The 17,556-nt window shown below is 60.0% G+C and carries 16 protein-coding genes and 1 riboswitch; of the genes, 5 read left to right on the top strand and 11 right to left on the bottom strand.

Annotated features, from left to right (window positions below):
- Positions 1-140: 140 nt before the first annotated feature.
- Positions 141-240: riboswitch (glycine riboswitch) on the top strand.
- A 110-nt stretch (positions 241-350) separates the two neighbouring features.
- Positions 351-1,718, top strand: a complete 1,368-nt coding sequence (locus BUC04_RS11145; protein WP_067656833.1) for an alanine/glycine:cation symporter family protein — start codon at positions 351-353, stop codon at positions 1,716-1,718.
- Between the two features lie 57 nt (positions 1,719-1,775).
- The gene (locus BUC04_RS11140) at positions 1,776-2,165 is read left to right on the top strand and encodes a YbaY family lipoprotein (RefSeq protein WP_067656830.1); all 390 of its coding nucleotides are present in this window, start codon (positions 1,776-1,778) and stop codon (positions 2,163-2,165) included.
- A 67-nt stretch (positions 2,166-2,232) separates the two neighbouring features.
- Here the strand turns inward: BUC04_RS11140 and BUC04_RS11135 are convergent, their stop codons facing one another.
- Entirely contained in the window at positions 2,233-3,126 is an 894-nt protein-coding gene (locus tag BUC04_RS11135) for an aldo/keto reductase (RefSeq protein ID WP_067656828.1), read from the bottom strand.
- Between the two features lie 187 nt (positions 3,127-3,313).
- Here BUC04_RS11135 and BUC04_RS11130 point away from each other — a divergent pair, with 187 nt between their 5' ends.
- On the top strand, positions 3,314-3,949 hold the full coding sequence (locus BUC04_RS11130) for a helix-turn-helix transcriptional regulator (RefSeq protein ID WP_067656825.1): 636 nt from the start codon (positions 3,314-3,316) through the stop codon (positions 3,947-3,949).
- Between the two features lie 61 nt (positions 3,950-4,010).
- Here the strand turns inward: BUC04_RS11130 and serA are convergent, their stop codons facing one another.
- The 8 genes from serA to BUC04_RS11090 all read right to left on the bottom strand — a co-directional run bounded on the left by serA (position 4,011) and on the right by BUC04_RS11090 (position 13,630).
- Complete coding sequence (gene serA / locus BUC04_RS11125; protein ID WP_067656822.1) at positions 4,011-5,240, bottom strand: phosphoglycerate dehydrogenase; 1,230 nt, start codon at positions 5,238-5,240, stop codon at positions 4,011-4,013.
- A 176-nt stretch (positions 5,241-5,416) separates the two neighbouring features.
- Positions 5,417-7,150: an HMG-box domain-containing protein gene (locus tag BUC04_RS11120; RefSeq protein ID WP_143165687.1), complete on the bottom strand. Its 1,734-nt coding sequence runs from the start codon at positions 7,148-7,150 to the stop codon at positions 5,417-5,419.
- A gap of 433 nt (positions 7,151-7,583) precedes the next feature.
- Complete coding sequence (locus tag BUC04_RS11115; RefSeq protein WP_067656816.1) at positions 7,584-9,179, bottom strand: hypothetical protein; 1,596 nt, start codon at positions 9,177-9,179, stop codon at positions 7,584-7,586.
- 374 nt (positions 9,180-9,553) lie between these two features.
- Positions 9,554-10,117: a TetR/AcrR family transcriptional regulator gene (locus BUC04_RS11110; RefSeq protein WP_067656813.1), complete on the bottom strand. Its 564-nt coding sequence runs from the start codon at positions 10,115-10,117 to the stop codon at positions 9,554-9,556.
- On the bottom strand, positions 10,114-11,580 hold the full coding sequence (locus BUC04_RS11105) for a coniferyl aldehyde dehydrogenase (RefSeq protein WP_073325866.1): 1,467 nt from the start codon (positions 11,578-11,580) through the stop codon (positions 10,114-10,116). Before BUC04_RS11105 ends, BUC04_RS11110 begins: the two co-directional genes overlap by 4 nt.
- 112 nt (positions 11,581-11,692) lie before the next feature.
- The gene (locus tag BUC04_RS11100; RefSeq protein WP_067656811.1) at positions 11,693-12,232 is read right to left on the bottom strand and encodes a glutathione peroxidase; all 540 of its coding nucleotides are present in this window, start codon (positions 12,230-12,232) and stop codon (positions 11,693-11,695) included.
- A gap of 105 nt (positions 12,233-12,337) precedes the next feature.
- Positions 12,338-12,997: a ribose-5-phosphate isomerase RpiA gene (rpiA, locus tag BUC04_RS11095; protein WP_067656806.1), complete on the bottom strand. Its 660-nt coding sequence runs from the start codon at positions 12,995-12,997 to the stop codon at positions 12,338-12,340.
- A gap of 192 nt (positions 12,998-13,189) precedes the next feature.
- Positions 13,190-13,630 carry an Hsp20 family protein gene (locus BUC04_RS11090; protein ID WP_067656803.1) on the bottom strand — a complete coding sequence of 147 codons (441 nt, stop codon included), beginning with the start codon at positions 13,628-13,630 and terminating at the stop codon, positions 13,190-13,192.
- 339 nt (positions 13,631-13,969) lie between these two features.
- Between BUC04_RS11090 and BUC04_RS11085 the strand changes: the two genes are divergently transcribed.
- Positions 13,970-15,517, top strand: a complete 1,548-nt coding sequence (locus BUC04_RS11085) for an AbgT family transporter (protein ID WP_067656801.1) — start codon at positions 13,970-13,972, stop codon at positions 15,515-15,517.
- A gap of 84 nt (positions 15,518-15,601) precedes the next feature.
- Here the strand turns inward: BUC04_RS11085 and BUC04_RS11080 are convergent, their stop codons facing one another.
- Positions 15,602-16,042, bottom strand: coding sequence for an acyl-CoA thioesterase (locus tag BUC04_RS11080; protein ID WP_067656797.1), 441 nt, complete (start codon positions 16,040-16,042; stop codon positions 15,602-15,604).
- A gap of 122 nt (positions 16,043-16,164) precedes the next feature.
- On the opposite strand from BUC04_RS11080, the gene BUC04_RS11075 reads away from it, so the two are divergent.
- Positions 16,165-16,641 carry a peroxiredoxin gene (locus BUC04_RS11075; RefSeq protein WP_067656794.1) on the top strand — a complete coding sequence of 159 codons (477 nt, stop codon included), beginning with the start codon at positions 16,165-16,167 and terminating at the stop codon, positions 16,639-16,641.
- On the opposite strand, the gene BUC04_RS11070 is transcribed toward BUC04_RS11075, so the two are convergent.
- Positions 16,638-17,522, bottom strand: coding sequence for an alpha/beta hydrolase (locus tag BUC04_RS11070; protein ID WP_067656791.1), 885 nt, complete (start codon positions 17,520-17,522; stop codon positions 16,638-16,640). The two genes, BUC04_RS11075 and BUC04_RS11070, sit on opposite strands and share 4 nt — an antisense overlap.
- Positions 17,523-17,556 lie beyond the last annotated feature (34 nt).

Genomic DNA, 17,556 nt, shown 5'->3' with positions numbered 1-17,556 from the left:
CGGGCCGTTTTGTTTAAGGTAAGCCCCTGGTCAAGTTGATTGACCAACTCGGATGAAGGTATCAGGAGAGTGGTGGCCTAGCCGCCCGCCGAAGAAGTAAATCTTTCAGGCGCCAGCAGTTGCTGGTGAGGACTGGTACTGGACGAGCCTCTGGAGAGATCCATTGATTTGGACGCCGAAGGCGCAAGCCGGCCCCCGTGGTCGTGTGAAACGCTCAGGCAAAAGGACAGAGGTGGGAAACACAACGCATGCCCTTCGGGCCGGCGTTGCCTTTCTGCACTGCTGCTTTATCTAAGATCATGGGTTCTCCTCTTTGTGTTGTTGCGCTGTCGCACTAGAGGAAAACTGACATGCAAGCCATTGAATCTGCACTATCTACTTTAAGCTCCTGGGTCTGGGGGCCGCCGCTGTTGATCCTGTTGGTGGGCACCGGCATCTATTTCACCGCCCGCCTGGGCTTTATCCAACTGCTCAAACTGCCATTGGCCCTGCGGCTGATGTTCCGCAAGGAAGACAGCGCCGGTGACGTCAGCCGTTTCGCCGCGCTTTGTACCGCCCTGGCGGCCACCATCGGCACCGGCAACATCGTCGGTGTCGCCACGGCAGTGAAACTGGGTGGCCCCGGTGCGCTGTTCTGGATGTGGATGGCGGGCCTGTTTGGTATGGCCACCAAGTACGCCGAGTGCATGCTGGCAGTGAAGTACCGTCGCACCGATGCCCGCGGCGAGCAGGTCGGCGGGCCGATGTACTACATCGCCGAGGGCACCGGCCTGCGCTGGCTGGCCAAGCTGTTCGCGGTGTTTACCCTGCTGGTGGCCTTCTTCGGTATCGGTACCTTTCCCCAGGTTAACGCCATCGTCGATGGTGCCCAGATCGCCTTTGCCGTGCCCCAGTGGCTGACCATGACGGTACTGACCCTGTTGGTCGGCGCCGTGGTGCTGGGTGGGGTGAAGCGGATCGCTAAGGTCGCCTCTGCCCTGGTGCCCACCATGGCGATCGGTTACGTGCTGGCCTGTTTGCTGCTGCTGGGCCTGAACTGGCAGGCGGTACCGGCGGCCTTTGCCCTGGTGCTGGAGAGCGCCTTCAACCCGGTGGCCGCCGGCGGCGGCTTTGCCGGGGCCACCGTGATGTACGCCATCCAGATGGGGGTGGCCCGCGGGGTGTTCTCCAACGAGGCGGGCCTTGGCAGTGCGCCGATGGCGGCTGCCGCGGCCAAAACCCGCTCGCCGGTGGAGCAGGGCCTGGTCTCCATGACCGGCCCGCTGTTCGATACCCTGATCATCTGTACCCTGACCGGCCTGGCCCTGGTGATGACCGGCGCCTGGCAGGGCGAAGCCGCCGGTGCGGCGATGACCTCCTCCGCTTTTGCCTCCGGTCTGTCGGCCTTTGTCGGTGAGAAGGTGGTGACCGTGGCACTGCTGTTCTTTGCCTTCACCACCATCCTCGGCTGGTGCTATTACGGTGAACGCGCGGTACTGTTCCTGGCCGGCGAACGGGGTCGTACCCCCTACCGCTGGGTCTTTGTCAGCCTGGTAGCGGTGGGCGGCCTGCTGCACCTGGAGCTGATCTGGTTGCTGGCGGACGTGGTCAACGGCCTGATGGCGGTGCCAAACCTGATCGCCTTGTTGCTGCTGCGTAAGGAGATCATCAGTGACACCCGGGACTACCTGGCCTCGCTGAGAGCGGCGCCGGGGCGGATTTCCCCGTCCCAAGCTTGAGCAGCCCAGCCTGCCCTGTTATAACGAAGGCCATTAATTGCTGATTGGAAAACACGGATGATCAGAGTTTTTCTCACCGCACTGCTGGCACTTTGCCTGAGCGCTTGTGTCACGGTGACCGAGCCCAAGCCGGAGTTTGTCCGGGTCAGTGGCGTGGTGGCCTTCAAGGAGGCAACCCTGCTGCCGGCCAACTCCCAGGTGATGGTGGCGGTGATCGACGCCGACAAGCCGGGGGTGATCCTGGAGCAGCGGGAGTTTGAGGTGGGCAAGCTGCCGGTGCCTTACTTCTTCGCCATTCCGGAGGAGGAGGTGGATCCCAAGGCCAACTACGTGGTGTGGGCCTCGGTGCGGGTCGGTGGCCAGACCATCCTGCGTACCCAGCGTCCCTTCCCGGTGATCAATAATGGCGAACTCTCCGCTGCGGTGATCGTCGAAGCGGTGGAGTAACCCACCAGAATAAAAAACGCCCCGCCGGATCCGGCGGGGCGTTTTTTTGTGCCTGGGTTTCGAGATATCAGGGCACGTTGTGGCCGGTAGCGGCAACCCAGATGCGGAACCATTGCTCGCGACTGAGGCTGAGAGACTGGGCCGCAACGGCGGAGCGGATCCGCTCCAGCTTGCCGGTCCCCAGGATGGGCAGCGGCTGGCTTGGCAGGGCCAGCAGCCAGGCATAGAGCACCTGGTCTATCCCCTCGGCACCGATCTCCTCGCCGATCTGCTGCAGCTCGGCCCGGATGCGGCGAGCGGTGGGGTCCTCGGGGTGGAACAGCCGGCCGCCACCGAGGCAGGACCAGGCCATGGGGCGCAGTCGTTGCATCTGCAGGTGATCCAAGGTGCCGTCATGCAGTGGCGCCATGTTCAGCGGCGAGATCTCAATCTGGTTGGTGACCAGCGGCAGGCTCAGGCGAGACTGCAGCAGATCAAACTGACTGGGGGTGAAGTTGGAGACGCCGAAGTAGCGTACCTTACCCTGATGCTGCAACTGCTCGAAGGCGCCGGCGACCTCGTCGGCGTCCATCAAGGGGTCCGGTCGGTGGATCAGCAGCAGATCCAGGTAGTCGGTGCCCAGCTGAGTCAGACTGCGCTCCACCTGGGCGACGATGTGGCTGGCGTCGGTGTTGTAGTGGGGCAGGGCGTGGCCCTGGCTGCCGGGCAGGCAGATCCCACATTTGCTGATCAGTTGCAGCTGATCCCGCAGGGCCGGCTTGAGCCGCAGAGCTTCACCGAAGGCGGCTTCGCACTGGTAGTCGCCATAGATATTGGCGTGGTCGCAGCTGCTGATCCCCATCGCCAGATGGGACTCGAGAAAGGCCAGGCGCTGTTGCGGCGTCATCTGCCAGTCCAGCAGGCGCCAGTAGCCGGCAATAAATCGGGACAGGGTGAGGCCCTGTAGATCGGCGTTGTCCATGTTATCTCCTTGTTATGGCGCCCCAAGGATAATGTCGCTGGCGCGGAAGAACAACGGCGCTCAAAGGATTTCCGCAGACCAGGTAGAGATAAGTAATTCACTCATTCGCATCCGATAACAGAGCGTAAGTGTTGAGAAAATGTAAATAAAATGTTCTCCTTGCAGGGGGAACGTCTTAGGAGCAGCCATGGCACAGCCATTTCACACACTCTGTTTTGTCCGTGACAGCGAGCATCCATCGCCGCTGGAGGTGCTGTGCGCGCCGATGGCCTGTGAGCTGCAGCGTTATGGCACCCTCAGTGATGTGCCGATGTCGCTGCTGAACGACTCCGGTGTGCTGCTGCTGGTCTCACTGCACAACCAACGTCTTGGTCTGCGTGGCCTGCCCAGCTGGCTGGAGAAGAAGCTGCCGGCACACAACGTGGCGCTGATCGACGTGGTGGGCGAGGAGCTGGATCCGGTCTATGCCCTGAAGCTGGGCTATCGCGGTCTGCTCAAGCAGGATGATCGTCCCGATATCCAGTTAATGGCCCTGCGTGGGCTGGTGAAAGGGGAGCTCTGGTACCCCCGTAGTACCCTGGAGAAGGTGGTGCAGAACCTGTTGTTTGACCATCAGCAGCGCCATCAGAGCGAGCAGGAGAAGCTGACCAAGCGGGAGCGCGAGTTGGTGCGGCTGGTGGCCGAAGGGGCGCGCAACAAAGAGATCGCGCAAAAGCTGTTTATCAGCGAGTACACGGTGAAGGCGCACCTGGCCTCCATCTTCCGCAAGACCGAGACCCGCAGCCGCGCGGAGCTGATCGGCAAGCTGGGGCTGGTGGAGTAACCAAAGCTAGCTATGCAAAAAAAGGGACCGCAAGGGTCCCTTTTTGTTGGCTGGAATCGACTCAGTTGAGCAGGCGGGCGCGGATGGTGCCGGGGATCTGCTTCATCTCTGCCAGCGCCTCCACCGCGTGGTGGGTTTCCACGTCCATCACCACGTAACCGATATTGGCGGTGGTTTGCAGGTACTGGCCGCTGATGTTGATCCCCTTGGCGGCAAACGCCTGGTTGATCTGGTTCAGCACGCCGGGTACGTTGCGGTGGATGTGCAGCAGGCGGGAGCTGCCGGTGTGCTCCGGCAGGGACACCTCGGGGAAGTTGACCGCCGACAGGGTCGAGCCGTTGTCGGAGTACTTCACCAGCTTGGAGGCCACCTCCAGGCCGATGTTCTCCTGAGCCTCCTGGGTGGAGCCGCCCACGTGAGGGGTCAACAGCACGTTATCGAACTCGCGCAGTGGGCTGAAGAACTCCTCCTTGTTGGACTTGGGCTCCACCGGGAACACGTCGATGGCGGCACCGGCAATGCGACCGGACTGCAGCACCTGGCACAGAGCGTCGATGTCCACCACGGTGCCGCGAGAGGCGTTGATCAGGATGCTGCCCTCGCGCATGGCGGAGAGCTGGGGGCCGCTGAGCATGTTCTTGGTTTGTGGGGTTTCCGGCACATGCAGGCTGACCACGTCGGCGCTTTTCAGCAGGGTATCCAGGCTGGGCAATTGGTTGGCATTACCCAGCGGCAGCTTGTTCTCGATGTCGTAGAACACCACCTTCATCCCCAGCCCTTCCGCCAGCACCCCCAACTGGGTGCCGATATGGCCGTAACCGATGATCCCCAGCACCTTGCCGCGGGCTTCAAAGCTCTGACTGGCCGACTTTTTCCAGACACCACGGTGGGCAAGGGCGTTCTTCTCCGGGATACCGCGCAGCAGCAGCAGGATCTCCCCCAGCACCAGCTCCGCTACCGAGCGGGTGTTGGAGAAGGGGGCGTTGAACACCGGGATCCCGGCCATCTCGGTGACCTTGAGGTCCACCTGGTTGGTGCCGATGCAGAAGCAGCCGATGGCGGCCAGTTTTTCCGCCTGGGCCAGCACCGCTTCGGTCAGCTGGGTGCGGGAGCGAATGCCAACGAAGTGCACGTCCTTGAGCTTTTCCGCCAGGGCGTCCTGGGACAGCGAGCCGGTAAGGACCTCCACATTGGTATAACCGGCATTGGTAAACACCTCCACCGCACGGGGGTGCACCCCTTCCAACAACAGTACCTTGATCTTGTCCTTGTGCAGAGACAGCTGGCTCATCGACGTCGACTCCTAAATCCATAGATAGCCCAACAGGATACCTGAATGGAGAGGCAAGCGGGAGGCGGTGGGGTATCGGGATTGGGTATCTCAGGATAGGCGTTGGCTATGAGAGCCAAGGCAGTGATCAGAAAGAAAGAAGCCCCGGCGAACCGGGGCTGGATTACCGATTAGGGCTATGGGGTCTCCACCAGTTTCAGGCTGTTGATGTCGATGCCATCGCTGCCGGGGTTTTTGTCGTCCCCCTTGAGCTTATGGGTGCGGTCCTTAATCTGTACCGCCACCAATCGGCAGCCGGCGTAATCGGAACCGAAGGTTTGCGTCAGCATGTCGTTGGTGATGATGTGGTTACCGCCCACATGATCCCAGGTCACCGGGCCCCATCCGTTCATCGACTCGGTATGACAGCCTTTGAGTTTGATCTTGGCAAAACCTTTTTCCGGATATTGCTCAAAGGTTTTACTGGGTCCCCAGGTGATCTCCTGCAAGGCGAGGGACTTGCCTTCCAGCGGACAGCTGCCCTTGAGGAACATGCCCTGCATGATCTCATCGCCAAGTCGTACCTTAACGCTGCCGCCCTGGCCCAGGGAGAGGAAGTTGACGGTGTTGGGGGTGTTGCCAGCCATGTTAGTCAGGTTGGCGACGTCTTGCCGATTGGCATCCGGGGCCGCTCCCTTGGTACCGACCTTGTAGCTGATCTGACCATTGGCCAGATCACAGGCATCCAGATCGCCCACATCCTGGGGATCTCCCAGCAGACATTTCTTGTAAGCTCGCTTGTTGTGCTTAAAGTCCTCGCAGATCTCCTCGTTCGGGCCCGCTTCCTTTTCTTCCACGTGCAGGCCGCGGATCAGGATCCCAAAGCTGTCGGGGTAACCGTTGTCCCTTAGGGTGATGGGGGTGTAGTGGCGATCCGCCACGAAGGTGTTCCAAGTCTTAACGAAACCCTCTTCCAGCTTGACCAGCTTGGTGCCCCCTCCTTCGGTGGGGATCACTGCTTTGATTTCGCCACCATCGTCCTGATAGGCCATGGGCAGCGGGAAGTGGTAGGGATCAATGCCGTCGGTGTCACCAAAGTAATCCAGGCCGCGAACCTTCACCACCAGGTCGCGGAACGCCTTCTCTTCGCTGGGAGCCCCCTGCTTCTCGAAGTTGTAATCGCGTTTCTGGTACTTCACCGCCAGCGCGTACTTTCGACCGGGCACTGTGGGGATAAAGGTGCGGATGCGAACGGTGGCCGCTTCACTGCCTAAGCCTGCCCCTTTAAGATCGCCACGGGAGGGGCAGCCAGGATCGGTGCCGCCGGCATCCAGGTCGGTGTCCAACTCAGCGGCAAAGCCAGCAGCGGGGGCATTAGCGTTGTTGGGGTTACGGATCTTGTAGGTATCGAAGGCGTGACCGATCTCCAGGCGAGCGTCACAGCGGTCGCGAGCGTCGCGCAGGTACATCTTCTTATCGGATTTAGGCAGCGCTTTCCATTCGGAGTCATCCAGACCCTGGAAGTACTGGGCCAAACGCCGTGCGGTCTTGCGGGTCCACTGCACATCGAACAGGATGCGCTTGTCAGCGGTTAGCTCGCCATCGTCGTCACCTGCGACGTAGAGTGACTTCAGTTTATCCGGCAGCATGCTACTGTCCTGCAATAGCTCGTCCAGGTGCGACTCTACCGCGGCCTCTTGGGCCGCCGTTAGCAGCCCGCCATCTCCGAGGTCACCATTATCGACATCCTCTTCGTACATGCGAAGCATGCGCAGGTCCAGGTCATCGATGATGCCCCAACTGCCATTTTGAAATTCGCCTTGATAGCCATAGAAGTATTGGGTGCCCACGCGCTCGGCGGCAGTGAGCGATGGGGCAACGAATGCGCTGCAGATCAGTGCAGTGCACAGCGTGCGTCTTAGCGTTGTCATCATTGCGTCCTTTGGTGATGTTGAGTCAAAGCTCCTTTTCGACGCCCGTCCTTGGGTGTTTGGTGTGCATCCAGCGGCAGGTGGGCGCGGGTCACCGCAAGCATAGTGGGGGGATGGCAGCCGCGGCATAGCTCGAATGGGCGGTTTTTTTGCTGTTTTAAGAGAGCTTTAGCACCGTATAGAGGGATGCTTTAAAGCTATGGCGCCAGTAGAGGTATTGGAAGGCTGCGGATTCATTCGTAAAAAGAGTGGGTTAGCCGAGCATATTCACTACAATATTTCGCCAGGCTGGGCTTTTGGGTTGCCCAGGTGGTGAATGTCAGTCGGTTTTGGTTGGTTTCGGGCTAGTTCTTGCACAAAAGTCCTGGCGAAAAGAGAACGCCCCGGCGATGGCCGGGGCGTGTAAGGGATGGTTGTGCTCTGGTCTTTGCTCTCAGGGCATCGGGGTCTCGGTCAGGCTCAGGCCGTTGATGTCCAGGCCATCGCTGCCGGGGTTAGCAAACTGCCCCTTGAGCTTGTGGGTTTTATCGGTGAAGTGGATGGAGGCCAGGCGGCAGCCCATGTACTCCGCACCAAACGGGTAAGCGATCTGCTCACCGGTGGAGACAAAGCCTGGGTTGGCATCGCCGCTCAAGGTGACCCACTGGGTTTCCTTACCCTCGTCGCCTTGGCATTGCAGCTTGGCCTTGACGATCCCTTTCTCCGGGTAGCCGGCGAAGTCTTTGTTGTTCCAGGTGACCTCAGACAGGCTTAGGGTTTTTCCATAGACCGGGCAGCTGCCTTTGAGGAACTGCTCCTCGCTGATGAAGGTACCGAGGCGCAGGTTGGCCTTACCGCCCTGACCCAGGGAATAGAAGTTGATGTTGGGCTGGTCGGCGCCGGGGCCGGCGAACAGGTTGGCTTCGTCCAGGCGGGCGTTTACCGGCGCAAGCTTGCCCAGCTTCTTATGGGTAAAGTCGCCGTTGCTCAGATCACAGGCATCGAAATCGATCTCAGGGTCGGTGTTGAGCAGGCACTTCTTCTGGGCGCCTCCTTTGTAGGGGTAGCCGGCCAGGCACTCTTCCTGGTTCGGGCCATCCATCATGCGAGAGACGTGCAGGCCGCGGATCAGGATGCCGAAGCTGTCCGGATAACCGGTGTCCTTGAGGGTGATGGCAGTAAAGTAGCGATCGGCAACAAAGTTGATACGCTGCTTGACGAAGCCCTGCTCCAGTGCCGGCATCTCGCCGTCGATCAGGCCATCGGCATCCGGCAGCGGGAAGCGGAAGGGATCGAGGCGCTCTTCGCTTTCGAAGGTCTCTTTGCCCTGCACCTTGACGAACAGGTCACGGTAGGCCTTCTCTTCACTCGGCGCGCCGGTACGCTCGTAGTTGTAATCACGCTTCTGGTATTTCACGTAAAGGCTGTACTTGGCCCCGGGGATAGTGGGGATGAAGGTGCGCATCCGCACTGTGGCGGCCTCGGCGCCGTCCAGGTTACGCTTCAGAGCACTGCAGCCACTGTCGCTGCCTCGGGCGTTCAGATCGGTGTCCAGCTCGGCGGCATAGCCTTCGCCATCAATACCATAGGTACGGGCATAGCCAATCTCCAGACGGGCGTCACAGGTTTCACGAACAGCCTGGCGCAATGCCTTGCGGGCATCCTTATCGCCCTTGGCGTCCTCCCAGGTGCCGTCGCCATACATGGCATTCACAAGGCGCTTGAGGGTCTTACCTGTCCACTGCACATCAAACAGCAGCTTCTGGTTGCACTTTTCGGTGTCACCATCCATCCAGCAGGTCTCATCAACGTAGAGAGACTTGAGGTGGTCCGGCAGATCGGCTCCGGCCTCTTTGGCTTCCTTAAGTTCCCACAGGTCAAGATCATCGATGATGCCCCATTTGCCACCGCCATTGTCAAACTCGTTCTGGTAGCCGTAGAAGTACTGGTTCACCTTGTCGTAATCGGTAGGTTCATAGCCGGCGTGGGCAGACAGGGAACAGATCCCTGCGACCATCAACGTCGCCAAGCGCTGGTTAATGTGTTTCATCCTTCGTTCCTCGAAAATCCGTTTATGGGAGTCATGGCCGCTTGGGCTACATGCCACTTTGAGCTTGAGGATATTTTAGGATTTGAAAACAGTAGGTTGGATGACTCAAATGGCCGATATTTGGGTCGGTTACCAAGAGGGCGGATTCTAGTACCTAAAGGCAAGGGGAGTTCCGAGCGGCTCTGGTACCTTGTGCCGAGCCTTGGCCTGTCAGTCCCATGGCTGCGCGGCCTCTGGGAGCTGGGGCCTGGTTCTCGACGGGAGGTTGGGGCAGGCCGGTTGGCTGTTCAGTCTCACCCCAGGGCATTGGAGAGTCAGGAAAAAAGGCCGGAAAGAACTAGTCCTTCTCGGCCTTCATATTGAAAAGCCAGCGATTAACTGTGCTCTAGCAGATGCCAAAGGGTGTTGAAGCTGGCGTTACGGTATTCGGGCTGCTGGGCCTTGTCCGGCTGCTCCTGGAAGAACTGGGCACAGCCCAGTAGGTGGTTTTCACACAGCGCCAGGGCCAGATCGCGGGGCACCGGTGCCAGTGCCCCGCTGTGTTGGCCCTGTTCAATCAGCTCTACCAGGATAGGAAACCAGGCCTCGAGCTGCTCCAGGCGCTGACCTTGCCCCGGGTGCTGACGAACCTGAAGAACAAAGCGCAGGCCCTTGGGGTGAGCCATCAACCAATCCAGGGCATTGAACCAGAGTATACGAGCCCGCTGCTGCAGTGGCGCTGTGTCGCTGGCCAAACCCTCCTGCAACTGCTGCGACATTCTCTGCTTCACCTCGGCATAGAGGGCGTTAACCAGATCCTGTTTGGTGGGAAAGTGATGAAACAGGGTGCCGTTGGCCACCCCCGCGCGTTTGGCGATGCGGGCGGTGGCGGTGGCGTCGATGCCCTGTTCGACAAAGCAGTCGAGGGCGGCATCCAGCAGTAACTGACGCTTGCTCATCGCAGGAACAGCTTGGTCAGCAGGCGGTGGATCCAGCCGCCATAGGGAGGTTGGATAAAGGCACTGGGATAGAACTTACCGCGCTGCAGCACTGTCTTGGCCTTGGAAAGGGTCAGGAAGCCCTCGTGGCCATGGTAGTGGCCCATGCCAGAAGGACCGATGCCGCCAAAGGGGGCATCGTCTGCCGCCACCTGCATCACTGTCTCGTTGAGAGCGACACCGCCGGCGTGGGTTTCGGCGATGACCCGTTGTTGTAGCTCACTGTCGTGGCTCATCAGGTAGAGTGCCAGCGGGCGGGGACGGTCTTGAATGTACTGAATCGCCTCATCCACGCTGTTGTAGGGCACCAGAGGCAGCAGCGGTCCAAAGATCTCCTCCTGCATCACCGTCATGCTGTCGTCCACATCCAGCAGCAGGTGAGAGACCATCCGGTGTTGTTCATCATCGCAAGCCGGCTCGGCCACCGGGACAGTGCGAGCCCCTTTTTCCTCGGCGTCCTGCAATACCCTCTGTAGACGCTGGTACTGGGCAGGGTTGACCACCGAGCTGTAGTCGTCGCTGGCCAGTCCCTTGGGGTAAAGCTTGTTAAAGGCTGCCTGGTAGGCCTGGGCAAACTCGTCGATCTTCTCCTTGGGTACCAGCACGTAGTCCGGGGCGACGCAGATCTGACCCGCGTTGAGACACTTGCCCCAGATCAGCCGCTGCACCGCGTCCTTGATGTCGATGTCAGGGCCAATAAAGGTGGGGGATTTACCGCCCAGCTCCAGGGTGACCGGGGTGAGGTTGTCGGCGGCGGCGCGCATGACGTGACGGCCCACCGCGGTGGAGCCGGTGAAGAACAGGTGGTCGAAGGGCAGGGCGCTGAACGCGGCGGCGCGGTCGGCCTCGCCCTCGATAGTGACCACCTGGTCTGACTCGAACTGCTCCGACAGCAGCTGGGTGAGGACCCGGTTGGTGTTGGGGGTGAATTCGCTGAGCTTGATCATCGCCCGGTTGCCTGCAGCCAACGCGGTGATCAGCGGGCCAATCGCCAGGAATACCGGGAAGTTCCAGGGCACGACGATACCCACCACACCCAGGGGTTGGTAGTGCACCGTGACCTTGGCCGGGGAGAGCAGCAAGCCCGGCGAGCGGCGTACCGGCTTCATCCAGCGCTTAAGGTGCTTCTTGTGGTAGTGGATCTGGTTCAGGCAGGGCAGCAGATCGGAGATCTGCGAGTCAAAGCCGCTGCGATGGCCAAAGTCCTCAGAGAGGGCATCGAGCAACGCCTGTTGATGCTTCACCAGCCCTTGATGGAGCCGATCAAGGTGATTAATTCGCTGGTCTAACGTGGGATAGGGAGCCGCTTGATAGGCGGTCCGTTGCCGCTGCAGCAGAGCGCTGAGGTCCTGGTGGCTATCAAGGGAAAGAACGTTGTCCTGGGTGCTTACTTGGCTTTCTGCTTGGCTCTCTGCATTACTCATTACTGGGCTCCTGACCAAAACCGACTGATTAGTCGGTCTGGTTTAAAACTAATCAAGCACAACAGAAAAAGCAAGGGCGACCAAATGGTCGCCCTTGCCCTGGGTTGGGTCATCACTTCAACACGGTTTGCACTGCGTCGGTGATATCACTGTCACTGGGGGCGGTGCGCGGTGACCAGTAGTCCACCAGTTGCCCATCGGCATCCACCAGGTACTTGTAGAAGTTCCATTTCGGCGCGCCGCCCTGGCGGGCCAGCTCAGCAAAGATGGGATCGGCATCGGAGCCTCTTACCGACACCGGGGTCACCATGGTGAAGGTGACGCCGTAGTTCTTGTAGCAAACCTCGGCGGTTTCCGCTTCGTCATCAGCTTCCTGGAAGAAGTCGTCAGAGGGGAAGCCAATCACCACCAGCCCTTCCGGGCCGTATTGCTGATGCAGTGCCTCCAGCTCTTTGAACTGCGGGGTAAAGCCACAGTGGCTGGCGGTGTTGACGATCAGCACCGGCTTGCCGTCGGTCAGGCTGCACAGGTCAACCATCTCCTTGTCGTGCAGCATCCGTTTCTCGGTGTCGAGCCAGGCAGGACACTGGGCCAGGGCGTGGCTGCTGACAGCAGTCAGGGCAAGGGCGATGAGGGGAGTAAACTTGGGCATGTTGTGATTCCGTCCGTGATGTTTGAGGCTCAAACGAACAGGGCGAAGTGGTGGATCACTTCGCCCTGGTATCCTTTTTTGCCGCCAACGGCGGCCTGGCTGTGATCAGCCGGTGATGGTCTTTACGCCATCAGCATGGCCTAGCAATAGCACGTCGGCCCCGCGGTGAGCAAACAGGCCGTTGGTGACCACCCCCACCAGGTTGTTGAGCTGCTGCTCCAGCGCCTTGGCGTCGGCGATCTTCCAGCTGTAGACATCGAGGATCTGGCAGCCGTTATCGGTGACACAGCCTTCCCGGTAGACCGGGTCGCCGCCCATGTTAACGATCTGACGGGCCACGGCAGAGCGGGCCATGGGGATCACTTCGATGGGCAGGGGGAACTCACCCAGGGTATCTACCAGCTTGCTGCCATCGGCGATGCAGATGAACTTCTTGGCCACGGAGGCGACGATCTTCTCCCGGGTCAGGGCGGCACCACCGCCTTTGATCATCTCCATCTTATGGTTGATCTCGTCGGCACCATCCACGTAGACCGACAGCTCGGAGACGCTGTTGAGATCAAACACCTCGATCCCCAGTGCCTTGAGGCGTTCGGTGGAGGCTTCCGAGCTGGAGACCGCGCCCTTAATCTGGCTGGCCATGGTACCGAGGGCATCGATAAAGTGGTTGACGGTGCTGCCGGTGCCAACACCGACGATGCTGCCCTTCTCGACATAATCGAGGGCAGCCCAGCCGGCGGCTTTCTTCAACGCATCTTGAGACATAGAGGGTAGGCTCCTGAGTGATTTCGCGGAATTATAACAGCTCACCGACAGTGGGGAAGGTGTGAAGTCGCTCCGCTTTGGCGATACCAGAGCGATCGGCAGGCGGTTGCTCGGATAGCGGAGGCCAGACAGCAAAAAGCCGGGGTCTCCCCCGGCTTATTCCGTTCCATCAGGCCACTAGCAGCAGCTCAATCAGCTGGCCTTGGCTTCCAGTACCCGATCACCGATGGTGATCTTGCGCGGCTTCATCGCCTCGGGCACCTCGCGGATCAGCTCGATGTTAAGCATGCCGTGCTCAACGTCGGCGCTGAGCACCTTGACGTGCTCGGCCAGGCGGAAGCGGCGCTTGAAGTTGCGCTCGGCGATGCCCTGATGCAGGAACTTGCGGGAATCTTCGCGCTTGGCTTTGCGGCCTTCCACGCGCAGGGTGTCCCCCTCCACTTCGATATCCAACTCGGACTGGGCAAAACCGGCCACCGCCATGGTGATGCGGTAGTGGTCCTCTTTTACCAGCTCAATGTTGTAGGGGGGAAAGCTGTTCTGTTCATTGCGCATCGCATCGTCCATTACCTGGGCGAAACGGTCGAAGCCAATGGCGGATTTGTACAGCGGGGTCAGATCAAAAGTACGCATAAGTTTGTCCTCTCTTGAGCAACAGGTTTGAATTCACGGGCCTCCCTTGAGCACCCGTACTCCCTATTTGGGAACGGCCCTCGCACTTTTAAAGGGGGTGAGAATAAATTTGTGACCAAGCTCACATTGGCGGCGGTTGCCGGAGAGTCCGGCTTGCCTTGTTTGCTCGGCATATCAGGTATATGCCAGATGAATCCTTTGCCTAGAGGGGGAAGGGCAGTGCATGGCTGCTGATCAGTTGGAGCTGAAAATTTTCGTCTCAGAAGCAGGATTTTACAGCAGTCGGTGGGATTGATAGGGTCTGAAGCCTTGCCGGAAACAACAACAAGGACAGTGGCGATGACCCAAACGGCTTCTTCAACCCGCACCACCCTGGACAGGATCGAGGCGATAGGCCGCAAGATCCCAGATCCCGTGGTGATCTTTATCTTCCTGCTGGGCTTTTGCCTAGTGCTCACCGCCCTGATTGGCGGCATCCAATTCGAAACCCTGGGTCGCGACGGTGGCCTTGAGACCTACACCATTAAGAATATGCTGGCGCCGGAGAATGTCCGTTGGATGTTTGATAACGCCATCCTGGCCAACTGGCTGGCCTACGGCAACGGCGTGTTGGGGGTGATCCTGGTGGTGATGCTGGGGGTGGGTATTGCCGAGCACTCAGGTTTGCTGACCGCGGTGATCAAGTCCCTGGGTACCCGCCTGAGTGACCGCATGCTGGCGCCGGCGGTGATCTTTTTGGGGATCATGAGCTCGATGACCACCGATGCCGGTTACCTGGTGCTGATCCCCCTGGCTGGCCTGCTCTACGCCGGGGTGGGCAAGAACCCGTTGATCGGTATGGCAGCCGCCTTTGCCGGGGTCTCGGCGGGCTTCAGTGCCAACCTGCTGCCGGCCACACCGGTGGATGTGATCGTGGGGGTGAACGCCCAGGCCTTTGCCGAAGCCCAGGGGGTGCCCTTTGAGACCGCCGACGGTCAGCCGCTGAAGCCGGCGACCATGCATTACTGGTTCATCCTGGCTTCGACCTTCATGTTGGTGGGGGTCGGTGCCTGGGTCACCCAGCGCTTTGTCCAGCCCCGATTGGAGCGCCAGGAGTATCAACTGCCCGAGTCCATTGACCTGTCTGACTTCCACCTCAAGCCGGAGGAGCAGCAGGGACTCAAGGCGGCTGGCGTCGCCCTGTTGGTGACTTTGCTGGCCTTGGTGGCGCTGTCGATGGGCCCGCTGGCGCCTTATACCAACGAGGCCGGACGGGAGGTGACGCCCTACCTGGACAACATCATCCTGCTGATCGCCATCCTGTTTGCCGCAGTGGGCCTGGCCTTTGGCTATCGCACCGGGCGCTTCCAGAACCTGGGGGATGTGGTGCAGGCGATGGTGAAGCAGATGAACACCCTAGGCTACATCATGGTGCTCACCTTCTTCAGCTATAACTTTCTCGGCCTGCTGCGTTACTCGGATCTGGGCACCTACATCACCTACCTGGGAGCCAGTGCACTCAGCGGTGCCGGGCTGGAGGGCTTCCCCATCCTGCTGATCCTCGGCTTTGTGCTGGCGACAGCGCTGATCAACCTTTTCGTCGGTGGCCTGGTCTCCAAGTGGATGCTGCTGGGGCCGATCTTTGTGCCCATGCTCTACCAGGTGAACCCGCAGATGACGCCGGACCTGGTTGCAGCGGCCTATCGGGTGGCGGACTCCTGCACCAACATCATCACCCCGATGATGGGCTATGCCGGGGTGATCCTGGCCTTTATGCGCAAGTACCAACCCAAGCTGACCATCGGCGAGATGATCCTGATGATGGTGCCCTACAGCTTTGCCTTCCTGCTGGCCTGGAGCCTGCTGCTGATCGGCTTCTTTACCTTTGGTATCCCGCTGGGGTTCTAGTGACATTGCCGTGATACAACCAAGGGGCCCAAGCGGGCCCCTTGTTGTTGGCGACATCGGTGTAAATGGCAGTGGCCGCAGCCCTCAGGCCTTGGCCAGCGCAGCCAGGTAGGGCTGGAGTGCATCCAGCAGCACCTGGGGCATGGCGGTGGGGCGGCCGGTGCGGGTATCCACTGACACCACGGTAGCGCGTCCGCTGGTGGTCACCGCCTGCTGAGACAGGCTGTAGATCCCGTACTCCATCACCATGCGATCGGCCTTGACCTCGGCGATGCGGGTGCCCAGCAGCAGCTTGTCGGGAAAATAGACCGGCCGGCGGAAGCGGCACTGAGTCTCGCTCAGTACCGGGGCATAGTTGAGCCCGGCCAGGGTTTCCATCAGCTGCAACTTGTCAAAGCAGGCGATGCGTATGTTTTCGAAGTAGCGGAAATAGACCGTGTTATTGACGTGCCCCAGGGCATCCATCTCGCCCCAGGCGACCGGCTGCTCCATCCACAATGGGTAGTCCTGCTTAAACTCTTCCATGATTCAAACGCTCGTTTGATTTCGGGGTTTCAGACTAGCAATCCCCAAGCCCGGTTGCAACGTCTGGCGCCGGGGGGAGCAGCGGCTAGGCTGTCAGGGGAACCCTAGTTGAGGAAGCTAAGATGATAGCCGTTGGTGATACCTTGCCCGAACTGCCCCTGGCCCAGTTATCCGGGGGGGATATGAGCTCAGTGGAGGCGGACTATTTCGCCGGTCGCTCCGTGCTGTTGTTTGCCGTGCCCGGCGCCTTTACCCCCACCTGCAGCGAGGCCCATCTGCCGGGCTACATCGCCCAGGCGGACAAGCTCAAGGCGGCGGGGATAGACGCCATCGCCTGCGTGGCGGTGAATGACGCCTTCGTGATGAAGGCCTGGGGGGAGAGTCAGTCCGCCGGTTGCATCGATATGCTGGCAGATGGTGATGGGGCGTTCCACCAAGCGATGGGGCTGACCATGGACACCGGCGGCTTTGGCGGGGTTCGGGCCCAGCGCTACGCCATGCTGGTCAAAGATGGCAAGGTGGCACTGCTACAGGTGGAGGCACCGGGCGAGTTTGCCGTCAGTAGTGCCGAGGCGATGTTGACGGCGCTGTCGACTTAGGCTCTGGTCATAGGCATTGGCAGGCGTTTGGACAGACTCCGACGCCACTTGCTGAGGGTTCGTTTCAGCACTTTGTCCATATTGCTGCACTGCCAGCGTAGCCAGTGGTAGCGAATGATGCTGCGTCGCTTGATGGTGTTTTTGCCAGTAGGGTTTTGCGCCATCTTTGAGAAATAGCGCTGTTGCCGGCGCCGGGCTCGCACTTTGGCTGGAAAACCCAAGACGTCCAAGCGGTTGTCTAGGTAGCGAGTTACTGTTTCGCTCAGTAGCCCCATCTCGGCTAGGGCGTCTGCGACATGGTGGCCGACACCGGGAATTTTTAAGTGTGCCTTGGCAGATCCAAAGCGCAGTGCATGTTGCCGATCAATGGGGTAGAGCGGATCGTAGATCAGGGTAACCGGACAGCGGCACACCGTGGCGTCGTTGTAACCCTTGCTCCAGTCAGTGCCCAGGCTGTGGTGGATCGCCTTGGGTTCCCAGGGCGCCAGGCGGTCGTCAAAGGTGCTGATAGGCATCAGCATCAGGATGCGATCCAGTAGCAAGGCATCGGCGTGGATACCTAAGGCAAAGGCACCGCGGCTGACCCCGTAGCCGATGCGTTCGGGGAAGCGCTCGAGCTGTGGCGTCAGTTCGGCAAGAAAGGCCACCAAAGCGGTGTGGCGAAACAGGTTTTGAGAGCCAATGTGGTTAAAGCTTATCACGTTGAAGCCACGCTTCTTCAGAAAGCCAAAGCCCCAGTTGTCAGTGTGCTCATTGCCTTCGGTCAGGGCAGCATTCCCCGAGGCGAAGGTGAGGACTACCGGTGCAGTCACATCGTGCAGATAGGCTTGCAGCCTGACGTCGCCGAGCTGGCGGGTAACAACCTGGTGGAAAGGGAGCATTGAGCCTCACGACATGGCGTTGGCATCCTGCGTT

The sequence above is a fragment of the Ferrimonas marina genome, assembly GCF_900129905.1.
GTDB lineage: Bacteria > Pseudomonadota > Gammaproteobacteria > Enterobacterales > Shewanellaceae > Ferrimonas > Ferrimonas marina.
The sequence above is the reverse complement of the archived record's forward strand: the minus strand, read 5'-3'. Positions and strand labels throughout refer to the sequence as shown.

Coding starts and splice junctions, on each gene's coding strand:
- BUC04_RS11145 (WP_067656833.1), top strand. CDS start 351: ATGCAAGCCATTGAATCTGCACTATCTACTTTAAGCTCCTGGGTCTGG.
- BUC04_RS11140 (WP_067656830.1), top strand. CDS start 1,776: ATGATCAGAGTTTTTCTCACCGCACTGCTGGCACTTTGCCTGAGCGCT.
- BUC04_RS11135 (WP_067656828.1), bottom strand. CDS start 3,126: ATGGACAACGCCGATCTACAGGGCCTCACCCTGTCCCGATTTATTGCC.
- BUC04_RS11130 (WP_067656825.1), top strand. CDS start 3,314: ATGGCACAGCCATTTCACACACTCTGTTTTGTCCGTGACAGCGAGCAT.
- serA (WP_067656822.1), bottom strand. CDS start 5,240: ATGAGCCAGCTGTCTCTGCACAAGGACAAGATCAAGGTACTGTTGTTG.
- BUC04_RS11120 (WP_143165687.1), bottom strand. CDS start 7,150: ATGACAACGCTAAGACGCACGCTGTGCACTGCACTGATCTGCAGCGCA.
- BUC04_RS11115 (WP_067656816.1), bottom strand. CDS start 9,179: ATGAAACACATTAACCAGCGCTTGGCGACGTTGATGGTCGCAGGGATC.
- BUC04_RS11110 (WP_067656813.1), bottom strand. CDS start 10,117: ATGAGCAAGCGTCAGTTACTGCTGGATGCCGCCCTCGACTGCTTTGTC.
- BUC04_RS11105 (WP_073325866.1), bottom strand. CDS start 11,580: ATGAGTAATGCAGAGAGCCAAGCAGAAAGCCAAGTAAGCACCCAGGAC.
- BUC04_RS11100 (WP_067656811.1), bottom strand. CDS start 12,232: ATGCCCAAGTTTACTCCCCTCATCGCCCTTGCCCTGACTGCTGTCAGC.
- rpiA (WP_067656806.1), bottom strand. CDS start 12,997: ATGTCTCAAGATGCGTTGAAGAAAGCCGCCGGCTGGGCTGCCCTCGAT.
- BUC04_RS11090 (WP_067656803.1), bottom strand. CDS start 13,630: ATGCGTACTTTTGATCTGACCCCGCTGTACAAATCCGCCATTGGCTTC.
- BUC04_RS11085 (WP_067656801.1), top strand. CDS start 13,970: ATGACCCAAACGGCTTCTTCAACCCGCACCACCCTGGACAGGATCGAG.
- BUC04_RS11080 (WP_067656797.1), bottom strand. CDS start 16,042: ATGGAAGAGTTTAAGCAGGACTACCCATTGTGGATGGAGCAGCCGGTC.
- BUC04_RS11075 (WP_067656794.1), top strand. CDS start 16,165: ATGATAGCCGTTGGTGATACCTTGCCCGAACTGCCCCTGGCCCAGTTA.
- BUC04_RS11070 (WP_067656791.1), bottom strand. CDS start 17,522: ATGCTCCCTTTCCACCAGGTTGTTACCCGCCAGCTCGGCGACGTCAGG.